The sequence below is a fragment of the Shewanella halotolerans genome, from assembly GCF_019457535.1.
Lineage (GTDB): Bacteria > Pseudomonadota > Gammaproteobacteria > Enterobacterales > Shewanellaceae > Shewanella > Shewanella halotolerans.
Map to the genome: position 1 here is coordinate 1,756,229 of NZ_CP080417.1, position 25,023 is coordinate 1,781,251.

General features: G+C 54.3%; 20 protein-coding genes. 11 read left to right on the plus strand and 9 right to left on the minus strand.

What is annotated here, in order from left to right:
- The first annotated feature begins 12 nt into the window (after positions 1-12).
- The 3 genes from K0H81_RS07570 to K0H81_RS07580 are packed head-to-tail and all read left to right on the plus strand — an operon-like array spanning position 13 to position 1,995.
- Entirely contained in the window at positions 13-1,164 is a 1,152-nt protein-coding gene (locus K0H81_RS07570; RefSeq protein ID WP_220060434.1) for an ATP-NAD kinase family protein, read from the plus strand.
- Between the two features lie 22 nt (positions 1,165-1,186).
- Complete coding sequence (locus K0H81_RS07575) at positions 1,187-1,468, plus strand: YfcL family protein (protein ID WP_220060435.1); 282 nt, start codon at positions 1,187-1,189, stop codon at positions 1,466-1,468.
- A 2-nt stretch (positions 1,469-1,470) separates the two neighbouring features.
- Complete coding sequence (locus K0H81_RS07580) at positions 1,471-1,995, plus strand: RNA methyltransferase (protein ID WP_011866209.1); 525 nt, start codon at positions 1,471-1,473, stop codon at positions 1,993-1,995.
- Positions 1,996-2,077: 82 nt separating this feature from the next.
- Here K0H81_RS07580 and mnmC1 read toward each other — a convergent pair whose 3' ends face one another.
- Entirely contained in the window at positions 2,078-4,081 is a 2,004-nt protein-coding gene (gene mnmC1 / locus K0H81_RS07585; protein ID WP_258406414.1) for an FAD-dependent 5-carboxymethylaminomethyl-2-thiouridine(34) oxidoreductase MnmC1, read from the minus strand.
- Between the two features lie 175 nt (positions 4,082-4,256).
- On the opposite strand from mnmC1, the gene fabB reads away from it, so the two are divergent.
- The gene (fabB, locus tag K0H81_RS07590) at positions 4,257-5,468 is read left to right on the plus strand and encodes a beta-ketoacyl-ACP synthase I (RefSeq protein ID WP_220060437.1); all 1,212 of its coding nucleotides are present in this window, start codon (positions 4,257-4,259) and stop codon (positions 5,466-5,468) included.
- 141 nt (positions 5,469-5,609) lie between these two features.
- Here the strand turns inward: fabB and K0H81_RS07595 are convergent, their stop codons facing one another.
- A complete protein-coding gene (locus K0H81_RS07595) occupies positions 5,610-6,347 on the minus strand; it encodes a YciK family oxidoreductase (protein ID WP_011866206.1) in 738 nt (245 codons plus the stop codon).
- Positions 6,348-6,607: 260 nt separating this feature from the next.
- On the opposite strand from K0H81_RS07595, the gene K0H81_RS07600 reads away from it, so the two are divergent.
- From K0H81_RS07600 to K0H81_RS07610, 3 genes are all read left to right on the plus strand, one after another.
- Positions 6,608-9,094: a VolA/Pla-1 family phospholipase gene (locus tag K0H81_RS07600; RefSeq protein ID WP_220060438.1), complete on the plus strand. Its 2,487-nt coding sequence runs from the start codon at positions 6,608-6,610 to the stop codon at positions 9,092-9,094.
- Positions 9,095-9,222: 128 nt separating this feature from the next.
- Entirely contained in the window at positions 9,223-10,254 is a 1,032-nt protein-coding gene (gene sohB, locus K0H81_RS07605; RefSeq protein WP_220060439.1) for a protease SohB, read from the plus strand.
- A 138-nt stretch (positions 10,255-10,392) separates the two neighbouring features.
- Positions 10,393-11,406 (plus strand): helix-turn-helix transcriptional regulator, encoded by a 1,014-nt coding sequence (locus K0H81_RS07610; RefSeq protein WP_220060440.1) that lies wholly within the window; start codon positions 10,393-10,395, stop codon positions 11,404-11,406.
- Here the strand turns inward: K0H81_RS07610 and K0H81_RS07615 are convergent.
- The 3 genes from K0H81_RS07615 to K0H81_RS07625 form a co-directional block, all read right to left on the minus strand.
- Positions 11,403-12,638: an SO2930 family diheme c-type cytochrome gene (locus tag K0H81_RS07615; RefSeq protein ID WP_220060441.1), complete on the minus strand. Its 1,236-nt coding sequence runs from the start codon at positions 12,636-12,638 to the stop codon at positions 11,403-11,405. The two genes, K0H81_RS07610 and K0H81_RS07615, sit on opposite strands and share 4 nt — an antisense overlap.
- Positions 12,639-12,689: 51 nt before the next feature.
- Positions 12,690-15,341, minus strand: coding sequence for a parallel beta-helix domain-containing protein (locus tag K0H81_RS07620; RefSeq protein ID WP_220060442.1), 2,652 nt, complete (start codon positions 15,339-15,341; stop codon positions 12,690-12,692).
- A gap of 559 nt (positions 15,342-15,900) precedes the next feature.
- Complete coding sequence (locus K0H81_RS07625) at positions 15,901-16,494, minus strand: arylesterase (protein WP_220060443.1); 594 nt, start codon at positions 16,492-16,494, stop codon at positions 15,901-15,903.
- A 34-nt stretch (positions 16,495-16,528) separates the two neighbouring features.
- Here K0H81_RS07625 and K0H81_RS07630 point away from each other — a divergent pair, with 34 nt between their 5' ends.
- Complete coding sequence (locus K0H81_RS07630) at positions 16,529-17,269, plus strand: ABC transporter ATP-binding protein (protein WP_220060444.1); 741 nt, start codon at positions 16,529-16,531, stop codon at positions 17,267-17,269.
- A complete protein-coding gene (locus tag K0H81_RS07635; protein ID WP_220060445.1) occupies positions 17,269-19,719 on the plus strand; it encodes an ABC transporter permease in 2,451 nt (816 codons plus the stop codon). Before K0H81_RS07630 ends, K0H81_RS07635 begins: the two co-directional genes overlap by 1 nt.
- Positions 19,720-19,818: 99 nt before the next feature.
- Here K0H81_RS07635 and K0H81_RS07640 read toward each other — a convergent pair whose 3' ends face one another.
- Both K0H81_RS07640 and folX read right to left on the minus strand, forming a co-directional pair.
- Positions 19,819-20,748, minus strand: a complete 930-nt coding sequence (locus K0H81_RS07640) for a TIGR01777 family oxidoreductase (protein WP_220060446.1) — start codon at positions 20,746-20,748, stop codon at positions 19,819-19,821.
- Positions 20,749-20,844: 96 nt separating this feature from the next.
- Positions 20,845-21,210, minus strand: a complete 366-nt coding sequence (folX, locus tag K0H81_RS07645) for a dihydroneopterin triphosphate 2'-epimerase (RefSeq protein ID WP_011866196.1) — start codon at positions 21,208-21,210, stop codon at positions 20,845-20,847.
- 75 nt (positions 21,211-21,285) lie between these two features.
- Here folX and K0H81_RS07650 point away from each other — a divergent pair, with 75 nt between their 5' ends.
- Positions 21,286-22,416 carry an AI-2E family transporter gene (locus tag K0H81_RS07650; protein WP_220060447.1) on the plus strand — a complete coding sequence of 377 codons (1,131 nt, stop codon included), beginning with the start codon at positions 21,286-21,288 and terminating at the stop codon, positions 22,414-22,416.
- A gap of 64 nt (positions 22,417-22,480) precedes the next feature.
- Positions 22,481-23,404: a class I SAM-dependent methyltransferase gene (locus K0H81_RS07655; RefSeq protein ID WP_220060448.1), complete on the plus strand. Its 924-nt coding sequence runs from the start codon at positions 22,481-22,483 to the stop codon at positions 23,402-23,404.
- A 74-nt stretch (positions 23,405-23,478) separates the two neighbouring features.
- Here K0H81_RS07655 and K0H81_RS07660 read toward each other — a convergent pair whose 3' ends face one another.
- Both K0H81_RS07660 and K0H81_RS07665 read right to left on the minus strand, forming a co-directional pair.
- Complete coding sequence (locus tag K0H81_RS07660; RefSeq protein WP_011866193.1) at positions 23,479-23,703, minus strand: hypothetical protein; 225 nt, start codon at positions 23,701-23,703, stop codon at positions 23,479-23,481.
- A 735-nt stretch (positions 23,704-24,438) separates the two neighbouring features.
- Positions 24,439-24,870 (minus strand): hypothetical protein, encoded by a 432-nt coding sequence (locus tag K0H81_RS07665; protein WP_144200647.1) that lies wholly within the window; start codon positions 24,868-24,870, stop codon positions 24,439-24,441.
- Positions 24,871-25,023 lie beyond the last annotated feature (153 nt).

Here is a 25,023-nt window from a genome sequence, read left to right on the forward strand (position 1 = left end):
AAGGAAATATCCATGAAACAGACATTTCGCCTCGGCGTGATCATCAATCCTCTGGCAGGCCTTGGAGGGAGTGTGGCACTCAAGGGAAGCGATGGCGTGGCAGATGAGGCGATAGCCCGCGGCGCCGAGCCTAAGGCCCACTTGAGAATGGCCCAGGCGCTGGAAGTGATCACCCCTTATCTGGATAAGATCACTGTCGTTACCGCCTCCGGTGCCATGGGCGCCGATTTAGCCGCGCAGATGGGATTTAACCATCAGGTGGTTTATCAGGTGGGCGATACCACCGCGGCCAGCGATACCCAAGCCGCCGCCAAGGCGCTGCAGGCCGCAGGGGTGGATCTCTTGCTGTTTGCCGGTGGCGACGGCACGGCGCGTGATCTGTTTGAGGTGGTAGATGAGGCTCAGCCTGTGCTGGGCGTGGCGGCCGGGGTGAAGATTCATTCGGGCGTCTATGGTATTACGCCCCACGCCTCTGGCATGGTGGTCAAGTTGCTGCTCGAGGGCGCTTTGGTGAGCCTGATGTCGGCCGATGTGATGGATATCGACGAGGTGGCCTTCAGGCAAGGAGTGGTAAGGGCGCGCCGATTCGGCGAGATGCAGGTGCCTGCCGAGCCCCGCTACATTCAGGCGGTTAAGATGGGCGGCAAAGAGGTCGATGAGTTGGTGCTGGCGGATATCGCCGCCGAGGCGATTGAGCAGATAGACGATGGGCTCGCCATCATGGGCTCGGGCAGCACAGTCGCCGCCGTGATGGAGGAACTTGGGCTGGATAACACCCTGCTGGGAGTGGATTTGATTGACGCGGGCGAGCTGCTTGCCAGCGATCTCAGCGCCACGTCGCTGCTCGAGGCAATCACAGGCCGTGAGTGTAAGTTAGTGATCACCCTCATCGGCGGCCAGGGGCATATCCTGGGGCGGGGTAACCAACAGTTGTCGCCGGCGCTTATTCGTCAGGTGGGCAAAGAAAATATTATCATCCTGGCGACAAAAACTAAGTTAAAAGCACTTGAAGGTCGGCCCTTAATTGTGGATAGTGGCGACCCAGAGTTAGACAGCGAATTATGTGGTTATTATAAAGTCGTGACCGGCTACCACGATTATGTGATGTATCAGGTGGCTAATCCTGACTTAATCAGCCCAGATGTGATCGGGCAGCCTGAATAGCAAGAAGACAATTGGAGACACAATGTTAGAGCAGTATGAGCAAGCATTAGACGAGTGGATCGCCACCAAAGTAGCAGGCGGTGATGACGACCAACTCTTTGCCAGTGGTTACCTACAGGGGCATGTGGCCGTGGTGCTGTCAGAGCTCGAGCAGGAAACGGTGCAAGACAGCGAGGCGCTGGAGGCTAAGATGCAGGTCTGTCTGGAAACGGCCAAGTCTGAGCTCGAGCCTGCCGATCATGCCCTGGTGGTTAATGCCTGGGCTGAGCTGCGCGAGAAGATGGCTCAGGTAGCAAACGCCTAGTCATGGCTAATGCAAGCAAGGTGATCATAGGGCTGCAAAACCCAAAGAGCCCGACGAACGTGGGCGGCGTGATGCGCGCCGCCGGCTGTTATCGCGCCGATGAGGTGCGTTACACGGGTAAACGTTATGCGCTGGCCGCCCAGCACAGGGGCGAGCAGTACAATACCGACACCAAGCGGGTGAGTCAGCATATTCCCCTCAATGGCGTAGAGTCGCTGCTTGACTCACTCGATGCCGATACCAAGGTGATCTGTGTCGATCTGGTGGAAGGCGCCACGCCGCTGCCAGCCTTTAGCCATCCACAGAAGGCCATCTATCTCTTTGGCCCCGAAGATGGCACCCTAGATCAAGCGCTTATCGACTGCGCCGATGAGGTGGTCTATGTCCCGACTGTGGGCTGCATGAATCTGGCCTCCTCGGTCAATGTGCTGCTCTATGACAGGTTGGCCAAGGGGGAGCATCTCTCGGGCGATGACCTCATTCGCGCCAGTCGTGACACCAACAACCGTGTCAAGGTCAAAGCCTAACTCATCTGGTGGATCACTTACCAAGGGCTTAACGACTCGCCCTTGGTACTCATTGTTTACCCCTAATCTTTCAAGTTAGCGCTTACAGCGCCTTACCCTTAATCAGTTTTCGCATCCACATACGATTGGGGTTGAGCAGGGTTAATATATCATTCGTGGCAGGTAGCAGCTCGCCGCAAAGCTGGGCGGCTAAGATCTCTGCCGCCAGCGGACCAGAGGTGAGGCCCCGCGATCCAAGTCCGCCGAGAATAAACAATCCCTGATGAACGGGTGCTGGTGTCGTCTGCCAATACTTGGCGCTTTCCTTGGGGCCCTTTTTGGTTTGCTGATGGTCGATATAGGTAGCCGATATCGCCTCGAAATCTGGGGCACAGCCCATCATGGGGGCATGATCCCGTGTGACCATACGCACGCCTACGCGAGCGCTATGGCCTGTGATATCCACCGCCTTGGTCCACTCCCCGCCGTAGCTGGTGCGGATCTTGTCTAAATTCTCCACCTGCTCCACCGCGCTGTAGTCGAGATTGCTGGCGTCTTTCACATAGCTGGCCCCTGTGCAGTGCAGCTTATCGTGGGCAGGCGTCAGGTAGCCGTGGGCGCAGAGCACCGTCTTAAGGTCTCTAAGTGGCGCTCTTGCCGGGATATGGCTAACCTGACCACGAAAACCGCTGATGGGTAAGTGGGTGGTTTGGGCGAAATCGGTCAGGTGACGCCCATTGGCCAGCACCAGATTGGCAAAGGGGCCAAATTTAACTTCTTGATCATCTTGAACCGCACTCAGATACCACTTCTGGTTCTCAAATCGAATTGCCGTGACTTGGCAATTGTAGTGGCTGGTCTGTTTACCTAACCGTTCGGCCTGGCTGATGGCCGCGCGGGTAAAGGCTTGTGGCGACACCCAGCCTGCGAGCGGATAGTAGATCCCTTGGTGTTCTATGCTGACCCCAGCGAGCGCCGTAGCCTGGGAGGCATCGATGGAGCGGGCGATCGATTCCGCCCAGGGCTGAGCTTTGATTATCTTGGCGAGGCGCTTATGGCTGCGCTCATCGTGGCCGGTCTGCAGCACGCCGCAAAAATCATGGGGGATCTCATGGCCCGCCTCAATGAGTTGCTTGAGCCTTTGACGACTAAAGAGGTAACCCTGCAGAAAATAGTGACTCAGGCTGCCATGTTCTGGGGTGAGCAGGGGATAGATTGCGCCCTGTTTATTGCCAGATGCCTGCTCGCCCGGCGACTTATCCATACAGAAGAAGCTAACCTTTTTGCCGCGCTCGGCCAGTGAGAGGGCCAGGTTCGCGCTGGCGACGCCACCACCTATGATGGCGATTTCTCCCTCATGACCTTGTGTCAAAGGATTGAAGGCGAACTTATCTAATTGTTGGCGCCTGAGGGCGCGCCGCTCAACCATGGCGATATCCTGCGACGCTAGACTTGGTTTTTCGAGTAGAGTCACAAGCTGGTCATCTTTTAGAGATAAGTTAAGGCGATAGCAGGTAAAACCCGCCTTGATGATCAACTGGGTCAGTAAGTTGGTATTGGCGTTATTTGAGGTCTTGTCTAGATTAACATCGACATTCTCGAGAAGGAGAAACTCGGCGTTATCTTGGCTGAGGCGCGCCATCTGCCAGATAAGCGACTCATCGGTAGCCTGGGTATCGGCCAGCCAGCCTTGGATTGCTTGACTTGCTAGGCTTGGTGAAACTAAGTCTTTGAGTTGCGTAAGCGGATCGCCAAGATGGATGTCGATGATAAGCCGCGCGTTTGCCAGCTTGAGCCTGTGACAGCCCGACACCCGAGCGTCGTAAATTGCCTTAATCTGTTCTTTGGCTGGTGACGCCAGGGGCTCACTCTCGGCAAGGGCCTTAAGCCAGCTTGCCTGATGCTCGGCAAACAGGTGTAGATGAAGATGCTGCTTTTGAAGGTGTGGCTTTTGAAGGTGCTGCTTTGAACCAGCTTGCGTTAGTCGCTCTGCTATAAGCGCGGCTGGCCAGTTGGCATCACTGCTTGGGAGTAGGGCGATAATTTGGTGAGAGTTTTGACTCTTTACCGCCGATAAATGGCTGAAAATTGCGTCGAATGTAGGCATTTTGTCACTATTTTGTGCGTTATTCGGGTGTTCGGTGGCCAATGAATTTACTCTCAAGGGGATATTAGGCATTATTTTACCTGCCTTTATGGAAAGCTGACCACTTAAATGCAGTAAAAGCGATACTATTGACGCAGCTAAATTGGTACTAGACGTACGGAATGGATAGTAAATAATGAAAAGAGTCGTGATCACCGGCCTTGGCATAGTGTCAAGTATCGGTAACAACAAGCAAGAAGTCACCGAGTCACTCAAAGCGGGTCGCAGTGGTATTACCCACTCAGATCAGTTTGAAGAAATGAAGCTTCGTAGCCATGTTTGGGGCGACATTAAGTTAGACCCTAAAGAACATATCGACCGTAAAGCATTACGTTTTATGGGTGATGCAGCCGCATACGCTTATATTGCCATGGAGCAAGCGATAGCCGATGCTGGCCTCACCGAAGAACAATATTCAAATCACCGCGTCGGTATCATCGCCGGTACTGGCGGCGCGTCATCGGCTAACCAGGTTCAGGCTGCCGATACCCTGCGTGAGAAAGGTGTGAAGCGCGTTGGTCCTTATATCGTGCCACGCATCATGTCGAGCACGGCCAGCGCCTGTTTGGCCACGCCATTTAAGATCAAGGGCATGAACTACTCAATCAGTTCGGCTTGTGCCACCAGTGCTCACTGTATCGGCCATGCGGTGGAACTCATTCAGATGGGTAAGCAAGACATGGTCTTCGCCGGTGGTGCCGAAGAGGTGGATTGGACCCTGACCATGGGCTTCGACGCCATGGGCGCACTGTCGACTAAGTATAACGACTGCCCTGAGAAGGCTTCTCGTACCTATGATGCGGACCGTGATGGTTTCGTTATCTCTGGCGGCGGCGGGATCGTGGTTGTCGAAGAGCTTGAGCATGCGCTCGCTCGCGGCGCTAAGATCTATGCCGAAGTGATCGGGTACGGCGCTTCTTCAGATGGTTACGACATGGTTGCACCATCGGGCGAAGGCGCGGTGCGTTGCATGAAGATGGCGCTCGAAAGTGTAGACACACCGATCGACTACATCAACACTCATGGTACTTCAACGCCTGTTGGCGACATGCGTGAGCTGGAAGCCTTAGCCGAAACCTTCGGTGACAACTTGCCTGCTATCGCATCGACCAAGTCTTTGACTGGTCACGCACTGGGCGCCGCGGGTGTGCATGAGGCGATCTACAGCCTGATCATGATGGAGAACAGCTTCATCGCACCGAGCATCAACATCGATAATCTTGATGAGAAGGCTCAAGGTATGCCTATCGTGACCGAATATCGCGATGCCGAGCTTAACACTATCATGAGCAACAGCTTCGGCTTCGGTGGCACAAACGCTACATTGGTCATGCGCAAGTACAAGTAATCGCTCAGCTGTTTTTGACAGTCATTAGAAAAGGGAAGCAGATGCTTCCCTTTTTTGTGTCTAGCTTCAGCTGGCATCTTACTGATAAAAAGTGAAACACGCCCATTAAAGCGGGCGCGTGAGCTATGACTGAGCCTTAAACTACTGGGCGTTAAACTGCTGGCCAGTGACGCCCTTAGCGTCGTCACCCATGAGGTAGAGATAGGTCGCCATGATCTCTTCTGGCGCCTTGAGATCCTGTGGGTTTTCGGCAGGGTAGGCATTGGCGCGCATCTTGGTACGGGTGGCGCCAGGATTGATGCTGTTGACTCTCAGGTTGCTGTCTTCATATTCGTGGGCCAGAGACTGCATCATGCCTTCGGTGGCAAATTTTGAGATGGCATACTCGCCCCAGAAGGCGCGTCCCTGACGGCCAACACTGCTGGAGGTGAACAGGATTGAGGCTGCAGGAGCTTTCTTCATCACGGGAAGCAGCGCCTTGGTCATCATGATCTCGGCGACTAGGTTAACCTGTAGTACTTCCTTGACCGAATCCATCGAGATATGTTCGAACGGGCCTAACACGCCTAGCAGGCTGGCGTTGTGCAGCAGGCCGTCGAGGTGACCAAACTGCTGCTCTATGGTTTCGGCCATGTCCTGATAGTTTTGCTCTGTGGCGCCTTTTAGATCTAGGGGCACGATAGCGGGGGTAGGGTAGCCCGCCTGTTCTATCTCGTCATAGACGGCTTCCAGTTTCTTGACTGTCTTGCCCAACAAGATCACCGTGGCACCATGTTCAGCGTAGGCCAGAGCAGCGGCGCGACCAATACCATCTCCGGCGCCTGTGACCAGTATCGTTTTATCTTTAAGTAAATCTTTTGCTGCCTGATATTCCAACATGAGTCAATTTTTCCTGTTAGCGGAATTCCCCGCCATTTCTATGATTTATTTGAGCCTGAAACGAATGTTTAAAACAAATGACTGATTAATGACCATCGTTCTGTTGTTTGTGTGTGACAAAATTGTAGCTAACTCAATAATTTTGCGTTAACTTGAGTAGCAATAAGGACTGTAAAAGTCCTATTGGTCACGCAAGGAAGACTATTGTGACCAATTTTTGGGGAAAACAAAATTATTACAACAAGATTTGGGGAAAAAAGATGAAAAGACTCTTTTTGGGTGTCGCAATTGCATCCGCATTGGGAATGGCTGGTTGTAGCGAAGATAGCGTCGATCAACTCGCAGAGAAGACTGAGCCGCTAATCCCTCTTTCACACATGGTATTCGATCCTGCTAACAGCAAGGTACCATTACCCAACGATCTACTCTTTAGCGGCACCACTGATGGTACCCTGACCATGCCGGGCGAAAAAGCCGACGGCTCAAGCGATTACACCGACCCTCAGATGGCGCTGGGCGCACTGGACGGTTGGTCTACCACCTCTCCTATCTCTATCACGGTTGAACCTGCAACCGACCATGACGGCACCATGCTGACGCTGGCGGCGGCCTCTGTGGCACAGCCTGGAGCGGTGCGTATGTTCGAAGCCACAGTAGGTGGTCCGCTATCATCGGATCCCGAATGTCAGTCTGCGCCATCTGTGTCAGCCTGTAAGATAGGCAACGAGCTTCAGTTTGGCGTCGACTTTGTCGCCAGCGCCTCGGGCAACACTATCGCTATCGTACCGCTCAAGCCACTTAAGGCGGGTCAATCTTATGTGTATGCGACCACAGACCTGATTCAAGACTCGGCAGGTCGTCCTATTGCGCCGTCGACTACCTATGCCACGCTGAAACTCGATATCGAGACCAAGCCGCTGCAGACACCCGATCAGCTGATGCTGCAAACGCTAGTGAACAGTTATGAGAAGGGCATGGCTGCCGCTCATGGCGTAGATAGCGCGACTATCAGCTATGCGGGCCTGTTTACTACCCAGGCGATCAGCGATGTCTATGAGACGACTAAGTTACTGATGCTGCAAGAGGGCACACCTTTTGCGCCGTCTATCTCTGTGCCTCAGCCGCATCCGCTGGGGATCACAGTTGCCCAGGCGGCTGGCCTGACACCTGCCGATGGCGTGGCCTATGTGGTCTCTAGCCTGGCCGATGTTTATGTTGCCGAGCTTACCCTGCCTACTTATGGCGCCTGTAACTCTGTGATGTGTAATGGCATCAATGGTAACTGGCATGCGCTGGGCGACAGCCCTGTAGCCGTATTGCTAGCCCTGCAATCGGGTACCTTGAGTCAGCAAAATTACGGCGCTCAGGCCGTGGCACACGGTATCGACCCTGCAGCGGGTCTGGCCGATCCTGCCCTGTTGGCGGGTAAGGCCTGGCTACTCGATGATGGCACACCGGCCGATAAGGCCAAGCATCTGACTAAGTTTAACCCTATTCCTGCTCCGACTGGTGCAGAGAAGGTCCCTGTGTTGATCTCTATGCCAAACGCCGAGCGTCTGGCGCAGTTCTACGCCTCTCAGGGATTACCTTTTACGCCGCCAACTGGTGGTTGGCCGACCACCATCGCCATGCATGGCCTGGGCGGCGGTAAAGAGATGTCACTGGCCTATGCCGGTAGTTATGCCGCCATGGGGGTTGCCACTATCGCCATCGATATGCCGCTTCACGGCGCTCGCTCATTCGACGCCAACGGTGATGGCATCTATGAAGTATCGGCTTCAGATCCAGCATTTGGCGCTGTTATAGGTAACCCAGATGCGTTTAAGAATGGTAATCCCTTGGTGTTTGTTAACCTAGAGAGCACTCTGGCAGTTCGTGATAACTTCAGACAGGCAACGGTTGACCATCTAGCGCTTCGCGCGGCCCTCACAGGGCTTGCCGGTGGCCTGGCCGCCGCACAGATGCCGCAGATGTTCGATATCACTAAGATCAGCGCACAGGGCCTGAGTCTTGGCGCCATCGTCGGCACCGACTTTGCTACCTATGCTAACTCTGGCCTGAGCCATCCGGCTAACGGCGCAGACCTTAGCTATGTGCATAAACTCAATGCGGTTTCTCTGGTTGCGCCAACTGGGGGCTTATCGGGCACCTTCATCGGCTCTGCCACCTTCGGCCCGCTGCTGTTTGCAAACGTGACTGCCAGCGATACCTTCAAGGCGCTGGTTGACGAGGCAAACGTTGCCGGTTATGAGCCTGGTACGCCTGAGTATGCGGCGCTGGTTCAGGCTGTGTATGCCGAGTTCATTCCAACCTTCGCCTTTGCGGTGCAGACGGCGGTAGATGGTGCGGATCCTATCAACCATGCAGCGACGCTTAAATCCACTGGCCTGCCTGTACATCTGATTGAAATCGTTGGGGATGGCAGCAACTTAGGGGATCAGGTACTACCTAATCGCGTCGACAAGTTCCCTGTGGCGGGTACCGAGCCGCTGATTGCCAACCTGGGTCTTGAGTGTATAGATACCACAACAGTTGGCTCTGGCGCCGTGCGCTTTAGCAAGGGGCATCACAGCTCGCTGATTAGCCCAAGTGAGGTACCAGGTGTGACAGATGGTAGCGCTGCCGCGGCTACGGTTGAGATGCAGCAGCAAGTTGCCGCGTTTGCCCTGACTGCGGGTAAGGGCCAGGCAAGCGTACTGGTGCAGGATGATTCAGTGATTCAGCCTTGCGCGGTGCCAGCTAGCTAAGCCTAAATCCAAAAAGGACTAAATAAAAACCCAGCCTGGCTGGGTTTTTTTATGGCTGGATTTGTTATTGCCCTCAGGGCTGATAGAATAGCGGCCAGATTTTAAAGGCCTGATCACGGAGCTGAATTTTGGAATTTTTGTACGAGTATGGACTCTTTCTGGCAAAAGCCGTCACCATAGTGGTGGCTATCGTCGCTGTCGTGGTGTTGGTGCTGGCATCGGCGGTAAAGCAGAAGGCCGATAAGGGTGAGCTCAAGCTGACGAATGTGTCTGAGGAGCTTAAGGACCTCAAACATGACCTAAAGGAAGAATTGCTGAGCAAGAAGCAGTTTAAGGCCTACGAGAAGGGCCTCAAGGCCGAGGCGAAGGCCAAGGAGAAAGCTGAGAAGGCCGATGGCGAAGCCGCGCCTACGCCTCGTGTGTTTGTTATCGACTTCAAGGGCAGCATAGATGCCCATGAGGTGGCGTCACTGCGAGAAGAGATCAGCGCCATCCTGGCCATTGCCGAGCAAGGCGACGAAGTGGTGGTCAATGTCGAGAGTGGCGGCGGTATGGTCCATGGCTATGGCTTGGCGGCCAGCCAGCTCGATAGATTGCGCAGCGCGGAGATCCCATTGACCATCTGTGTCGACAAGGTGGCCGCGAGCGGCGGCTATATGATGGCCTGTGTGGCCAATACCATCTATGCCGCGCCTTTTGCCATCGTCGGTTCTATCGGCGTGGTCGCGCAGATCCCTAACTTCAATCGTCTGCTGAAGAAGCATGATATCGATTACGAGCAGCACACCGCCGGTGACTTCAAGCGTACCCTGACCCTGTTTGGTGAAAACACCGACGAAGGAAGACAGAAGTTCCAGGAAGAGCTGGAAGAGACCCATGTACTGTTTAAAGCCTTCATCAGCAAGTATCGTCCTACGTTGGACATTGCCAAGGTGGCGACCGGTGAGCACTGGTATGGTCAGCAGGCGCTTGATCTTGGTCTGGTCGATGGCCTCTCTACCAGTGACGATGTGGTGATGAAACTCGCCGAAGAGAAGACGGTGATCAAGGTTCGCTATCAGCTGAAGAAGAAGATTGCTGACAAGTTTGCCCACAGCGCCTCACTGGCGGTCAATGCCGTGTTCAATCGCTTGGCGGAAAAGAATCAACCCCTCAACTAAGGGTTGTGACTTTCACCGGATAAAAACCCGCCCTCGGCGGGTTTTTACATATTTGTAACTTTTTATCCCTGCTAGGCTTTTACTCGTCTCTAAAATCTTATACAACATACTATTATCCTTAGATTTTGTAATGATGAGATGACGAGTAATACCCGCTATCAGGCGACATTAAAAGTCGGCGATCAATCTTATCCTGCCTATGAACTGAGAAGCCTGGTTCATTTCATGGCCGAGCGTTACGGCGAGCATCATGCCGAGCAGCTATGTCAGGAGATAGGCCTGGGGCTAAACGAGCTGGCCAAGTTAAACTTTGTCTATGTCTGGCAGGTGGATTATGCCATGGCCTTTCTGGGGCGCTTAGGCAATGACCCTCAGATAGGTGCACGGCTAGGTGAGACCTACAGGGTGGAAGAGCTGGCGCTTATTTGGCCCTATCTAGCTAAATGTCAGACCTTAGGAGAGTGCCTTGAGTTTGTTATCGCCCATCCCGAGCTGGTGGGCAGCGTCTCTGATACCCTAGTGAGCCATGGCGAGCGATGCCTCTATTTTCGCTGGCTCAACACGGCGAAGATCTCGGCGCCCTATTTCAGCCTGCAGTTTCAAAACAGCGTCTGCTCCATGTTAGCCCTTGCGCGTCAGCTCACGGGCCAGATGGTCACACTCGAGCGGGTGCAGCTGGCCACCCCGGTTCACGACAGTGGGTTCCTGGCGGCGTTCTGTCAGGCCGATGTTGGTTTCGACGGCGAGTTCTTCGAGTGGGCCATCTCCCATGAAATGCTTTCGCTGCCTGTTGTGTATGACTTCTCCCTACTACAACTTGATGAGCAGGCTCTGCATGACACCTCCTTAATCGAGAAGGTGCTGGCCATCCTAAACCAGGATTTTCCCAATAATCCTAAGCTGGAGTCGATGGCGCTGAGACTCAACATGAGCGATCGCACCCTGAGGCGACACCTGGCGAGTGCCGGCACCAGCTATCAGAAGCTGGTGGATCAAGTGCGCTGCCAGACGGCTATCGGCCTCATTGTTCAGGGCGACAAGAGCATAGTGGATATCGCAGAGATCATGGGGTTCGGCGATGTGAGCCATTTCCGTCAGAGCTTCAAACACTGGCTTGGCCTGCCGCCAGGCCAGTTTATTCGCAAGATCTAGCCCCCATGCTGGCAGTTGCCTAAACTTGGCGACAGGCTATCTATCCAGCTTTGCAGCACGGTCAATGCCTCCACATGACTCAGGCTGCGGCCAATAGGCGGCATGCGATCTTTGGGCGCATCCAGCATCTGGCGGTAGAGCAAGATGGAGTGCTCGCCATCGCCGGGGATGATGTCGTAGGAGAGGCCCTTTTCGCCGCCGTCCCAGCCTGGTGGCTGCTTACAGATCCCATATTGATAGCTGGTATGATCCACATAGAAACCCAGGCGCAGGCCTGAGATGCTGGCAAAGCCTTCGGCCCTGTGACAGTGGGCGCAGTTGATATCCAAATATCCCTTGGCCCTGGTGGTCAGATCGCCGCTCTCATCTGTGATTGCAGGCGCCGAATCTGGGGCGCCGTGCTGTGGCAGGCCGTTCAAGCGCCCCTGGTCGCGCCAATGTTCGAGCTGATTCACCGTCTGATTCTCGACGAATACCTCATGGTTAAGCAGATAGGGCTTGAGGCCTATGGGATAGATCTGGACGCCACCGTCACTGGCGCGTTGATGGCACACCTTGCATTCCGCCCGGCTGGGCACATGGTAGGTGAACTCCAGCTGCTCGCCCTGACGCGTCAGGCTGTGGGCCTGATTGGCGCCGGCAATGGCGAGACGCGCCTCGCCGCCTTGCCAGAGATAGGGCAGCGCCGTCCAGCCGTTTTCGCGGTGGATAAGCAGCCGGGTCTCGACCAAGGTCTCGTTGGCTTCCCCGGTGAGCTGGGTGTCGCTCGGCAGGGCAAAGGTTTTAACCAGCACGGCGCCTACCGGCAGGTCGAAGGTGTCGCTCGGGTGATAGTCGATCCGGCTGCCATCGGGCAGGAAGATGATACGGTATTTATGGGCGTAGTTGGTAAACAGCTGGCTTGAGAGTTGATAGCTAAAACCTGGGCCATTAGGGCCTGCTGTTGGTTTATCAGGCTCCTGAAATAGCCGATATTGGGACAGTAGCTGACAGTCTTGTGTCATCAGCGCCTGCCAGTTGATCTCCCCCTCCTGGCTATCGCAGATATCCGTGGAGGGATCTGTGCCGCCCGTCGGTGGGGTCACAGGCGTGCCAGGTTGGTTGGTGTCTGTGCCTGTTTGATTGGTCGAGGTGTCATCGCTGCCGCCGCAGGCCGTGAGGCATAGCAGCAAGAGGCTTATTAGAACTGGGCTCAAAAGCGGCAGCAAACCTTTTTCTGGGCTGGTTAACATAATTTCGGCTCGTGAGAAAAAGGGCCGCCAGATGGCAGCCCTTGGGTGGGGTTATTGAGAGCAGGTGGCTAGCGGCAGTCGCTTGATCCACTCGGCAATCAAGGCCGTGCCTTCGGTGTGGGACAGGCTGCGACCAATCTCTGGCATGCGATCGCCAGGTGTCGTGCTATCCATGCGGAAGTGCAGGATAGAGGTCTCGCTCGAGCCAGGCACCACGTCATAGCTCAGCGAGCCACCGCCATAGGCGATTGGCGACTTACAGGTACCGTGAGAATAGCCGCTGTCCTCCTCGTAGGTACGCCAGTACTCCAGCTTCAGGCCTGTGTTAGAGGCGTTGCCTTCTGGGCGGTGACAGTGGGCGCAGTTGATATCCAGGTAGCCCTTGGCGGTTTGCATCAGCTCGGCATCTGTCATGGCTGCTACCTTGGCCTCATCGCCATCGTGGAAGGCGGGGACTGTCGGGATGCTTGCCGTGTCTGGCACACCCTGCAAGATACCGGCGGACTGCCATTTCATCAGCTGGTTCATGGTGCCGTCGCTATAGGCATAGTCCTTGTTCAGATGACGCGCCTTAGGGCCAATGGGCACGAATACCGCGTTACTGGCGTCGTCACTCTTGAACTGGTGACACTGCTTACACTGGTTCATGCTGGGGACCACATAGTCGAAGTCCAGCGTCTTACCATTGTGAACCACCTGCTTGGCCTGGATGGCACCGGCCTTGGCCAGCACGGCATCTGTTTGCTCCGCGTTAAACACATAGGGCAGGGCTGACCAGCCGGTGGCGCGTTTAATAAGCAGTCGGGTCTCGACCAGTGTCTCGTTGGCCACGCCGCGCTTGCTGGTGTCGCTTGGCAGGGCGAAGGTCTTAGTGATCACAGTACCGACCGGGAAGTCCATACTCTCGTTAGCAGAGTAGTTGGCCACCTTGCCCTCTGGCACGAAGACGAAGCGATACTTGCTGGCATAGTCGGTAAATAGCTGAGTGTTGAGATCGTAAGGGATACCGCCTGAGTTCGCCCCGGTACTCGGATCTTTAGTATCGGCAAACAGCTGATAGTCAGAGAGGTTAGGGCAGTTGGCGCCCAGCAGGGCATCCCAATTTACGCCAGGGGTGTTGGTGCTACACAGACTAAGGTCACCATCGCCCACCAGACCACCTTCACCTTCGCCTATGGTGCCGCCGCCACCGACCAGATTGCCGCCGTCACAGCCCTCGACATCGTCATCCACGCCGCAGCCGAAGATCTGATCGCCAAAGGTGACAGTATGCACAGGCAAACTGACCTGGGCACAGTTCATGATCTTATCCTGGGTCTTCTCATAGAGGACGTCGGCGATGCTGATATCTGTGTTGCTGTTGGCATAGAGACGACCGAAGGAGACATCGCCGTTATCCCGGGCACAGATGTTGTCGCTGCCATCGTCGGCAAATGGCAACTCCTTAAGCCCCAGGTAGGCGGCGGTGCCGTTGTTGGAGAGCATCTCGCCCAAGCCATCGTAGAGGATCCCCGGGAAGGCGCCGTGGCTCAGCAGGTAGGCCTTGATGATATCTTCGATCAGATAGCCATTAGGCTTCTTGCCATAGTCTGTGATGACGTTGTCATGCAGATAGATGTTGCGTGGTGTCGGGCGCCAGCCATCTTCTATCGGTTGGCCCGGCTGGCCATAGTTGCCCACAAAGCTGGTCATATCCGGCTCGGCGATGAAGAAGCTGGAGACGGTCACCCCTAAGGTGTCGTGGCCGGTGATCTCGTTGTTAAAGATCTCCACATCGTTAGTGGAGAGGATGATCACCCCTGTGCCTGGCGGCACGATATGCACCCCGGCAGGGTTTGAGGAGGCATTGGCGAAGTTAGGGGTATTGTTGTTATACACCTTGTTGTTGAAGATACGCACGCTGGAGCCATATCTATGGTTGTTGATCGGCAGGTCGAATACCAGGATACCGCCTGTGTTACCCATGGCCTCGTTGTCGTAGACGTCGGCGTATTTAGAGTTTTCAATCTCGATACCGGCAACGTTTTCCTTGGCGATGTTACGGCGAACCACTATGTACTCAGACTGACCTACATAGATGCCCGCATCGGCGCTGCCGCGTACATAGGTGTCTTCGATGAGGATGTTTTCACACTCTACCGGATAGAGGCCGTAGGCGCCGTTATCTTCATCAAGCGCGCCTTCCCATACTGTGGCCAGGCGTCTTAAGATGATGCCGTTGGTGTTTTTCAGCTTGATGCCGTTGTTCTTGGCCTCATTGACCGACAGATCCTGGATGGTGATGTTAACGGCGTTCTGCACGAAGATACCATCGCCGGTGATCGACTCGGAGAAGTCCAGAACCGTTTCTTCCATGCCGTAGCCCATGATGGTGATGTTCTTGGCATAGGCGCCGTCACCGTCCACGTCGCCGTCAAACAGCAGGGTAGACTCTATCTTAAAGTGTCCCTTAGGCAGCACGATCACATCATTGCTTTGGGCGTTGATCAGGGCTTCCTGGATACGTGTGGTCAGGTTCTCACCATCTTCGATGATGATGGCACCTACTGGAAAGCTTGGGCCGGGATCCGTTGGTGTGGTGGTAACAGGTGGTGTTTCTACTTGAGGTGTATCTTCATCATCTGAGGAACAGGCGGTGATGGAGAGGGCCACTGCACTGGCCACTAGACTTGGGAGCAGCCACGAAGGCATCTTGTTGAACATAGTATCTCCTACTTATTGTTATTATTCCCACTCTAGATTGCACTGGCGTACTAGATAAGCAATGTGAAATCCGGCCAACAAATCATTAACATCCGTAACAATCAGTGGCTTAGTACATTTATTAAACAGGTGTTTGAGATAAAATTGAGGGAAAACAGTGAGGTGTGGGATTTATCAAACGGTAAAATTTGCCACACTCAACTGGTAGGAGGAGTTGATTTAAGCATTCAAGCCTGATAGGGAGCCTAAACCTTTAGTCTTGAGGCCTAGGGCCTAGAGCCTAGAGCTTAGAGCTTGGTGACATGGGCGTAAGCCGCTTGCGGTAAATCGTGGCGAGGCACAGATAGGCAGAGGGGATTTAGCACGGGTTTGAGCAAGCAGGAGTTTGAGCAAGCCAGAGCCTGGGGAGATATCGGATCGCAGGTTGGTGTAATACAGGAAGGGAAACGCCAAGTGTACAGTCGGAGAAGACGGTCAGTACTCGGCGTAATAATTCATCTCTCGGGCAAACAGGTCAGCATACCGGGATAGTCTGCCCAAATCCGTGCCCGAGGTGATCCTATTCACTCGATTGCTGCGTATCGATAAGCCAGGGGCGGATAAAGCTGGCGATCTGTGGCTGTGCCTGTTCGTTGGGGTGTATGCCGTCGGCCTGCATCAGCTCGGGATGAATGGCTATTTCTGACATGAAGAAGGGCACTAAGGTTACCCCATGTTCGCTCGATAGCTCCTGATAGACCTGGGTAAATTGCTTGGCGTAGCGTGGGCCATAGTTGGGCGGTACCATCACCTCGCTGAGCAGCACCTCGGCGCCCGAGTCCTTGGCCAGCTGGATCATTTTTGTAAGATTATTTTTCAATTGCTTAGGCGAAAATCCGCGCAGACCATCGTTGCCGCCGAGCTCGATAAAGACCCGCTTGGCCTTGGTCGAGTCAAGCAGGGCGGGCAGTCGGCGTAGGCCGCCGGCCGAGGTCTCACCGCTCACCGAGCCATTGATGATGGTGACATCGGGGGATTGCTGCTGCAACAGATGCACCCAGCCCTTGTCTTGTTCCATGCCGTAGCTTGCGCTTAGGCTATCACCTAAGATCAATATCGGGTTAGCATGGGCCTGGGGGATCAAGAATAAGACAAGCAGGCAAGTGGCTTGCACCAAACGGCTTAAGCGACGAAGCGAGAAGGAATTTATGTTAGAAAATAGTGCTATCAAGGTCAGTGATCTCTATAAATCGGTAACTACCCAAGAGGGAGAGCTTACTATCCTCAATGGCATCAATCTGGATGTCAAGTCGGGGGAGAGTGTGGCGATTCTTGGCCCCTCTGGCTCGGGCAAGTCGACTCTGCTCGGATTGCTGGCCGCGCTCGATTCGCCCAGCAAGGGGGAGATAGTCCTCGATGGCGTGACCCTCAATGGTTTGGATGAGGAAGGCAAGGCCGCACTGCGTAAACAGAAAGTCAGCTTTATCTTTCAGTCTTTCATGCTGGTCGATACCCTCAACGCCCTGGAGAACGTCATGCTACCGGCAGAGCTGTCGGGGATCAGTAACGCCAAGCAGAAGGCGCAGCAGATGCTGGAGCGAGTGGGATTAAGCCACAGACTCAACCATTTCCCCAACCAGCTGTCGGGCGGCGAGCAGCAGCGTGTTGCCATCGCCAGGGCCTTCATCTGCGAGCCAAAGGTGCTGTTTGCCGACGAGCCGACGGGAAACCTGGATGGCGCCAACAGCGACCGGGTGGCGGACATGCTGTTTGAGCTCAACCGCGAGAGCGACACCACCCTGGTGCTGGTGACCCATGATCTCCAGTTGGCTAATCGTTGTCAGCGCCGCCTGAACATGCAGGCGGGACAGTTGAGTGAGGTGGTGAGCGAAACTGACAACAGCGGCGAGCAAGAGATGGCCCGTTCGAGCGCAGCGGAGGCGAGTTAATGGAGTCTCGCATCGCATGGAAATTGTTTAAACGAGAGCTGCTACAGGGGCAGCTGTTACTCATCATTTTGGCGATCACCCTGGCGGTCTTGTCGGTATCAGGCCTAGCGCGGGTCAGTGAGCGCCTGCAGCTGGCCATTAACGGCCAGGCCTCTAAATTTATCGCCGCCGATCGCATCATCAACTCGCCGGTTCCGCTGAACGAAAAGATCTTAACCAAGGCCGAGGCGCTGGGGCTAAGACACGTTGCCAGCATGCAGTTTAACTCCATGGCTTACGCCGGTGATGCCTTTCAGCTGGTGACGGTAAGGGCGGTCGGCGACGGTTACCCCTTGAAAGGGGTGATAGAGCTGAGCGATGGCCCGACCGATAAGCTGCCCAAGGCGGATCAGATCTGGTACGAGACCCGCCTGGGTGGGATCTTGGGTTACCCTAAGCAGCTCGAGCTAGGTAATGCCAATTTCAGCCTGAGCGCCGAGATAGCCAGGCTGCCCGATGCGGGCTTTAATCCCTTCGCCTCATCACCTGTGGTGCTGATGCGACTTCAAGATGTGCCCAAGACTGGGGTGATTCAACCTGGTAGCCGGGTGAGTTATATCCATCAGTTCGCTGGAGAGGCTGACCAGCTCAAGGCTTTCGAGGCCGAAGTTAAGCCGCTGCTTAACAACAGTCAGCGCTGGGTCGATGTGCAGTCGGGGGATTCGCCCATCGCCGGTGCGGTCAAACGGGCCGAGCGCTTCTTGCTGCTCGCCAGCCTGCTGGGAATAGCGCTTGCCTGCGCCGCCATAGGGATAGCCGCCCAGCGTTACTGCCAGCGCCATTTTGACGTGGTGGCTATGCTCAAGACCTTCGGCGCTTCCAGCCGGCAGATCCGTATTCTCTTTGGCCTGCATCTACTATTAGTAACCCTTGCGGGTATCGTGTTGGGGCTCATCGGCGGTTTTCTGCTCGATACGCTGATCAGCGCCTATCTGCCAGCCTCGATCTCGGCGTATTCGCCACCGCTGTTTAGGCCTATCGCCTTAGGAGTCGCCACCGGGCTTATCTCGGCCTTCATGTTCTCAGCCTACCCGCTGATGAGGCTGCTGGCCATTCCACCCCTGAGGGTGTTGCAGCGCCAGCTGGAGGGGATCCAGCTGGGGATGTGGCTGCACCTGGTGCTTAGCCTATCGGCGATGGCACTGCTGGGGTATCTTTACTCACAGAGTCTGGTGCTCACCCTAACCGTGGTTGCTGCCGTGATGTTGCTCGGCATCTTGCTGAGTCTGTTTGGTTTCTTGTTGATCCGCGCAGGTCACAGCGTAGGCATGAAGACCACCAACCCTATGCAGCTGGCCTTGGCGGGGCTAAGACGCCGCGCCAGGCAAAACGCGGTGCAGCTGGTGGGCTTTAGCAGCGCCCTGGTGTTGCTGCTGACCATCATAGCGCTTAGGCAAGACCTGCTCGATGAGTGGCATAAACAGCTGCCCGAGCAGTCGCCCAACTACTTCCTGGTGAACATAGCGCCCGAGGAGCAGGCGCCGCTGGAGGCCTATTTTAGCGACAATCGCGTCAAGGCGACCGATATCTATCCTGTGATCCGCGGCCGTCTGGTAGCGATAAATGGAGAGAAGCTGATCTCTGCCGAGCAGGCCGATGAGGGGACCGATGGTCGAGTGGGGATTTCCCGCGAGCTGAATCTGACCTGGCGGACCTCTCTGCCGCCTAATAATGAGCTGGTGTCGGGTCACTTTAACCAAAAGGCCGATGAGGTGTCGGTGGAGTCAGGCGTGGCTGAGCGCCTCGGAATAGGGCTTGGAGATGAGCTTAGCTATGTGATAGATAACCAGCCGCTGACCGTCAAGGTGGCCAGCATTCGCGCCGTACACTGGGAGACGATGCAGCCAAACTTCTTCATGATATTCCACCCCGATGCCCTGGCACCCTTTGCCTATACCTCTATGGCCAGCTTCTATCTTGACGACAGCAAGCGACCTTTGGTGATCGAGTTGATCAAACGTTTTCCCACGGTATCCATCATAGATGTCGGCGCCATGGTGAAGCAGCTTAGACAGATCATCGACCAGGTCTCTCTGTCGCTGACCCTGGTGTTGGTGTTGGTACTGCTGGCCAGCAGTCTGGTGATGATAGCGCAGACCGAGGCGGGAATGGCGACGCGTCAGCGCGAGCTGGCGGTGCTGCGCACCTTCGGTGCATCGGGTTGGTTGCTGCGAATGGCCACGGCACTGGAGTTTGCCCTGCTAGGGCTTATCGCCGGCTTGCTGGCCGCCATAGTGGCCGAGTTCACCATCTATCTGCTGAAGACTCAGGTGTTTGAGCTGGTGGTCTATATGCATTGGGACTGGTGGCTGTTGGCGCCGCTTGCCGGCGCGGCCATCGTTGCGCTGCTGGGCACCTGGCGTTGTCGTCAGCTGCTGCAGAAGTCCTGCCGTCAACTCCTGCAGGGCTAGCGGGAAGTAAAATAGGAGAGCGGCGCGAGTGGTTAGCGCGCCGCTGGTTCAAAGTTCAAGGCTCTAGGTTTAAGCCTTTTAGGCTCGAGGGGTAAGACTTTAGCTTGTGGAGGCGCCAAATAGGTTTGTCAGAGCGTCATCCAGATGGGTGTAATGAAAACTAAAGCCCGCTTGGGTTAGCCGATCGGGGTAGACATATTGGCCTTCAAGTAACAGCTGGGACATCTCACCTAGAGCCAGACTTAGGACAGAGGCGGGCATGGGCAGCAGGGTGGGGCGGCTCAGGGCTGTGCCCAAAGAGTTGGTAAATTCGCGATTGCTGACCGGGTTAGGAGCGGTGGCGTTATAGATCCCTTGGCACTGCGCGTTATTTAACAGAAACAGTATGATGGCGATAAGATCTTCTCTGTGGATCCAGCTCATCCCCTGTTTCCCTGAGCCCACCACGCCGCCGGCGCCCAGTTTAAAGGGCAGCAACATCTTCTTCAGCGCGCCGCCGTTTAAACCTAGTACCAGGCCGATACGAATAACGCAGACCCGGGTCAGCCCCTGGCACTGCAGGGCTAACTCTTCCCATTTGGCGCAGACGCTATGGGGGAATTTCTCCTCCTTGCCTGTGTCTTTGAAGTGGGCGAGGTCGAAACTCTCATCCAAGTGCACCTGCTTGTCATGATCGCCATAGATGCCGATAGCAGAGCCGCTGATGAAGACCTTAGGCGGCGTCTTGCTGGCCTCGAAGAGTTTGGCCAGACGCGCTGTGGTATCCCAGCGACTGTCGCAGATCTTCTGCTTTATCTCCAGGCTCCAGCGCTTATCGGCAATGGGTTCACCCGCCAGGTTGATGACCGCATCGAAGCCGTCGAGATTGGCCAGGGCGCCAAGGTTACCCAGTAACTTATGCTGGTTACCAAGGGTGAGGTGGGCCTTACCGGCCGAACGGGTGAGCAAGGTGAGTTGATGTTCGCTTTCCAAGGCCTTCACCAAGGCCTTGCCTATGAATCCGGTACCGCCGGTGATCAAAATCCGCATGCCGACTCCAATTTTTTAGGGGATATCAGAAATATACACCATAGCGAGGGATTCGGATCACTTTTAGGCGGCAGGTATTGAGGGAATGGATTAGGCTTAGCCCTTCTGGTAGCAGAGCTGCATCGAGACCGAATCGGCAAATCTCAGGGCGTGGGGCTTGTCTATCTCGACCGAGGCGAAATCGACCCATTCATGATCGCTGGCAATGCTTAATACCTGATCCGTGAGGTGTTCTAGCAGTGAGAAGCGATTGTTTTCAACTAAAGCAATGATTTTTTTCGTTATCGTGCGATAATTCAGGGCGTCTTGCATGTTATCGCTGTTACGGGCCTTAGCGGCGCAGTAATGGATTTCTGCGTTGATGGTGACGTCCTGTTTGTTGTTGATCTCATCTTCCTTGATGCCAATGTAAGTGCGAAGACGGAGATTTTTAATTCGAATGATGGCGATTTCTGGTTTCATGATCGTAATTTTTCTTGTGTAAGATTTAAGTTAAGCCTATCAATATTATGGGTAATTCAGAAGGACTTTATCTAGATGACTCGATTTGATAATCAGGGGGTCGCGTTTAAAGGCTTTGCCATCATGGCGTTTATCGTCGTGATTCTGGCAGGGATCAAAGCCGCCAGCCCTATTGTGGTTCCCTTTGTGTTGTCGGCCTTTATTGCGGTGATCTGCAATCCGGCCATCAACGGCATGACCCGCCTTAAGCTGCCCCGCGCGTTGGCGGTGGCCATCATGATGGTGTTTATCGTGCTAATGGGGCTCTGGCTGGCCTCCTTGGTGGGGAGCTCCATCAACGAATTTTCCCGTCAGTTGCCACTTTATCGGGATCAGCTGGTGGAGCAGTTTGCCTGGATATTGACCAAGTTGCAGACGCTAAATATCGAGGTCTCCAAGGAGCAGGTCTTGGCTTATTTCGACCCGGGTATTGCGCTGTCGATGACCACCAACATGTTGTCCAGTGTCGGCGGCGTGATGGCTAATCTGTTTCTGATCATACTAACCGTAGTGTTTATGTTGTTTGAGGCCCAGGACTTGCCCAAGAAGCTGCATTTCGCGCTGGACGATCCTGACATGCGCATCAAGCAGATAGACAAGTTCCTGCAGTCGGTTAACCAGTACATGGTGATCAAGACCTTGGTGAGTGTGGGGACCGGTGTGGTGGTCGGAACGGGCCTGGCATTGATGGGGGTCGATTATGCCTTGCTCTGGGCCGTTGTCGCCTTCCTGTTTAACTATATTCCCAACATAGGCTCTATCATCGCCGCGATTCCGCCTGTGCTGCTGGCCTTTATTCAACTGGGCCCTGCCGGGGCGGGGGGCACGGCACTGCTCTATCTGGCGACCAATACCGTGATGGGGAATATCGTCGAGCCTAAATATATGGGGCGCGGCCTGGGACTCTCGACCCTGGTGGTGTTCCTCTCCTTGATCTTCTGGGGCTGGCTGTTGGGCTCGGTGGGCATGTTGCTCTCTGTGCCGCTGACCATGATCGTCAAGATAGCGCTGGAGTCGAGTCAGAGCGGTGGTTGGCTGGCCATCTTGCTGGCCGATCGCGTCGATGAGACTCTGGTTAACGCCGAGGTACAGGTTAACGAAGCTAGGGTTAACGCCGACGCTCAAGTTAGCGCAGGGGCCGGCGAACAAGCCGACGCGGAAAAGTAGTTCATTGTTCGTTAAAGCAATTAGCATTAGTTAAAGCATTCAAGTAATAGGTAAATAGCGTTAGATGGAGTCATTTAAGCAAGCAATACAGCAGGTGCAATTCTCTGACGAGGCCGAGCGGCTGTTTCATGGACGTGGTGGTCGTTATAAGGGCGCCGAGCATCTGTGTCTCGACTGGTTTCCCCCTGTGCTCCTGCTCACCAGTTTTAAAGAGATCGATGAGGCTGCACTCGAGGAGCTGACCCAGGCGATTCAGACGCGCTGGAGGGCAGAGAAGGGAGAGCAGGGCTTTAACCTGGTATTCCAGCACAGATGTGCCGGGCAGACCCAGACCCATTTGCTATATGGCGAGGTGCCCGATCCACATCTGGTGAGTGAAAACGGGGCGCGTTTTCAGATCCATCTGCTGCGCGGGCAAAATCACGGCTTGTTTCTCGATATGCGCGCCGGGCGCGCCTGGGTAAAGGCTAATGCCGCCCAGGCTAATGTGCTCAACCTGTTTGCCTATACCTGCGGCTTTTCTGTGATGGCGCTGCAGGGCGGTGCGGATCAGGTGGTCAATATCGACATGAGCAAGGGGGCGTTAGCCATAGGCAAGCAGAACCATCTGCTCAACGAGTTACCCCATGGTGCACGTTTCCTGGGGCACGACATCTTCAAGTCTTGGGGCAAGCTAACCAAGATGGGGCCTTATGATCTCATCATTGCCGATCCTCCGAGCAATCAGCGGGGCAGCTTCGTGGCGACTAAGGATTATGCGCGCCTGCTGCGCCGCCTGCCTCAACTATTGGCGCCGCAAGGCGAAGTCCTGCTGTGTCTCAACGCGCCCGAGCTTGGTATCGATTTTCTCAAACAGCAGGTGGCAGAGCAGAGTCCGACGCTGGAGTTTGTCGAGCAGCTGGCTAATCCCGAGGTGTTCTTGGATAAAGTCCCCGACAAGGCGTTGAAGGTGCTGCGCTATCGTCAGCGCCAAGCAGAATCAGAATAGGCTTTAAGGGCTAATGAGCTGTGCTCATGGCTAGATCCATTAAAGCCATGAGCTTCTAATTTGTAGGGGTAGAGTTAGTAGCGGTAGAGTTCCTGAATCAAGGACTGACCGTGAGATTCGATGACCTGGGCTATCTGTTGGTGGTCCAGGTTTTTTAACGCCGAAATTTCGTTAAACAGTTTCTCTTGTACGTCGAAGGGCATGGACATTGAGTCCATGAATAGGTGGATAGATAAGGTGTCTCCCTGCGTAAACAGGTCGGCTAGCCTTTGGGCCTCAAATTCGATCAGCGTGTTCATTGCATCACCTCACTCCTGCTTGCGCAAACGATTCGCTATTAATTAATTGATAGCAGTTCGCATTTGAGTCATTAGATCGTTTTATTGTAAAGAAAATGTTTTTTAGTTTTCGAAGCAGTAAAAAAATGAAAGACTTTCACTTTGATCATTGAATATTGACACTTTTAGGCATTTTTTCGCTAAATGCGGCCACAATACTGAAAGTTTTCTGTAAGTCATGTTTTTTTAGTGGTACACTAGCACCCATGAGTTAGCAGATAGTTGCAGCTTATACCCAAGGCAAAATGCACCAATAAAAAAGCATGCCTGTACCCTACACAAAAATCTGGAGTTGTTATGGAAGCCCGTGAATACGAAAGCGCTTATTACCAAGTACAAGATGAAGTAATTGAGTCATTACCTGTCGAGATGGATGACGAAGCGTTTTTGGATTAAGGAAATATCCAAACTGAATTTTCACTTAGGCGCCGAGTCTGGCTGGGTGCGTTAAGGTGAGAGTCTTCAGACAGAAAGAGCAGCCCTAGGGCTGCTCTTTTTTGTGGTCGGTAGGTTTGTTTCTTTCTTATGCCGCTTTGTGGGCGACACGATCGGCCGTGTTATTGTAGGCTCGGTCTCTAAGTTAGACCTCTAAAGCTAGGCTTCTAAAGCTAGGAATCTGGTATCGGCCATTCCGCTTGAGGCCAGCACTTATTGAGATTAGCGCTTGTTGAGACTAACGCATGAAGAGACGAGTGCTTAGTTGAGATTGCCTTTCTCCGGCAGAATTTCCACTATTACCCAGCGTTTATTGACCTTATGCAGGCGTATGGTGCGATCGTCTATCCAAGGTTGGCCACCCTTGAGTCCCGTCATTTTGACGATCACAGTGACATCCTTGGTAAATTTGCGGAAGAAGTCGATATCTATCTCTTCGATCTCCAGGGTCACATCGCGCATGGAGAGGTTTAACACGTGGCGCTGTACCGAGGCGGCGATATAGTAGTGCGACAGCACCTTCTGCATCGGCTCATCGACAAACTGCTTAGCCTTCTCGACATCTCTGTCGACATAGATGGCACGAAAGAATCCTAATGAAACCTGCTCTGGTGTCATGACGCCCGACATAGTTTCCGAGTCTGGACTGCAGGCCGTTAAGAATAAAATGAAGATAAAGAGTAATTTTTTCATAGGGTTTAATCGAAAGGCTTTGGCCTAGTATCGCGATTCTCTAAAGCCTTGGCAAGCGGGGCACGTCAGTCGAAAGTACTTGACTCTTAGGAGCTGGGCTGGCATATCTGAATGAACAAATTGTTACGGTTATCCACAGAATCTGTGGACAAG

What these genes read in the sequence shown, in the direction of transcription:
- K0H81_RS07570 (WP_220060434.1), top strand. Translation starts at nt 13, where the DNA reads ATGAAACAGACATTTCGCCTCGGCGTGATCATCAATCCTCTGGCAGGC.
- K0H81_RS07575 (WP_220060435.1), top strand. Translation starts at nt 1,187, where the DNA reads ATGTTAGAGCAGTATGAGCAAGCATTAGACGAGTGGATCGCCACCAAA.
- K0H81_RS07580 (WP_011866209.1), top strand. Translation starts at nt 1,471, where the DNA reads ATGGCTAATGCAAGCAAGGTGATCATAGGGCTGCAAAACCCAAAGAGC.
- mnmC1 (WP_258406414.1), bottom strand. Translation starts at nt 4,081, where the DNA reads ATGCCTACATTCGACGCAATTTTCAGCCATTTATCGGCGGTAAAGAGT.
- fabB (WP_220060437.1), top strand. Translation starts at nt 4,257, where the DNA reads ATGAAAAGAGTCGTGATCACCGGCCTTGGCATAGTGTCAAGTATCGGT.
- K0H81_RS07595 (WP_011866206.1), bottom strand. Translation starts at nt 6,347, where the DNA reads ATGTTGGAATATCAGGCAGCAAAAGATTTACTTAAAGATAAAACGATA.
- K0H81_RS07600 (WP_220060438.1), top strand. Translation starts at nt 6,608, where the DNA reads ATGAAAAGACTCTTTTTGGGTGTCGCAATTGCATCCGCATTGGGAATG.
- K0H81_RS07610 (WP_220060440.1), top strand. Translation starts at nt 10,393, where the DNA reads ATGACGAGTAATACCCGCTATCAGGCGACATTAAAAGTCGGCGATCAA.
- K0H81_RS07615 (WP_220060441.1), bottom strand. Translation starts at nt 12,638, where the DNA reads ATGTTAACCAGCCCAGAAAAAGGTTTGCTGCCGCTTTTGAGCCCAGTT.
- K0H81_RS07620 (WP_220060442.1), bottom strand. Translation starts at nt 15,341, where the DNA reads ATGTTCAACAAGATGCCTTCGTGGCTGCTCCCAAGTCTAGTGGCCAGT.
- K0H81_RS07630 (WP_220060444.1), top strand. Translation starts at nt 16,529, where the DNA reads ATGTTAGAAAATAGTGCTATCAAGGTCAGTGATCTCTATAAATCGGTA.
- K0H81_RS07635 (WP_220060445.1), top strand. Translation starts at nt 17,269, where the DNA reads ATGGAGTCTCGCATCGCATGGAAATTGTTTAAACGAGAGCTGCTACAG.
- K0H81_RS07640 (WP_220060446.1), bottom strand. Translation starts at nt 20,748, where the DNA reads ATGCGGATTTTGATCACCGGCGGTACCGGATTCATAGGCAAGGCCTTG.
- folX (WP_011866196.1), bottom strand. Translation starts at nt 21,210, where the DNA reads ATGAAACCAGAAATCGCCATCATTCGAATTAAAAATCTCCGTCTTCGC.
- K0H81_RS07650 (WP_220060447.1), top strand. Translation starts at nt 21,286, where the DNA reads ATGACTCGATTTGATAATCAGGGGGTCGCGTTTAAAGGCTTTGCCATC.
- K0H81_RS07655 (WP_220060448.1), top strand. Translation starts at nt 22,481, where the DNA reads ATGGAGTCATTTAAGCAAGCAATACAGCAGGTGCAATTCTCTGACGAG.
- K0H81_RS07660 (WP_011866193.1), bottom strand. Translation starts at nt 23,703, where the DNA reads ATGAACACGCTGATCGAATTTGAGGCCCAAAGGCTAGCCGACCTGTTT.
- K0H81_RS07665 (WP_144200647.1), bottom strand. Translation starts at nt 24,870, where the DNA reads ATGAAAAAATTACTCTTTATCTTCATTTTATTCTTAACGGCCTGCAGT.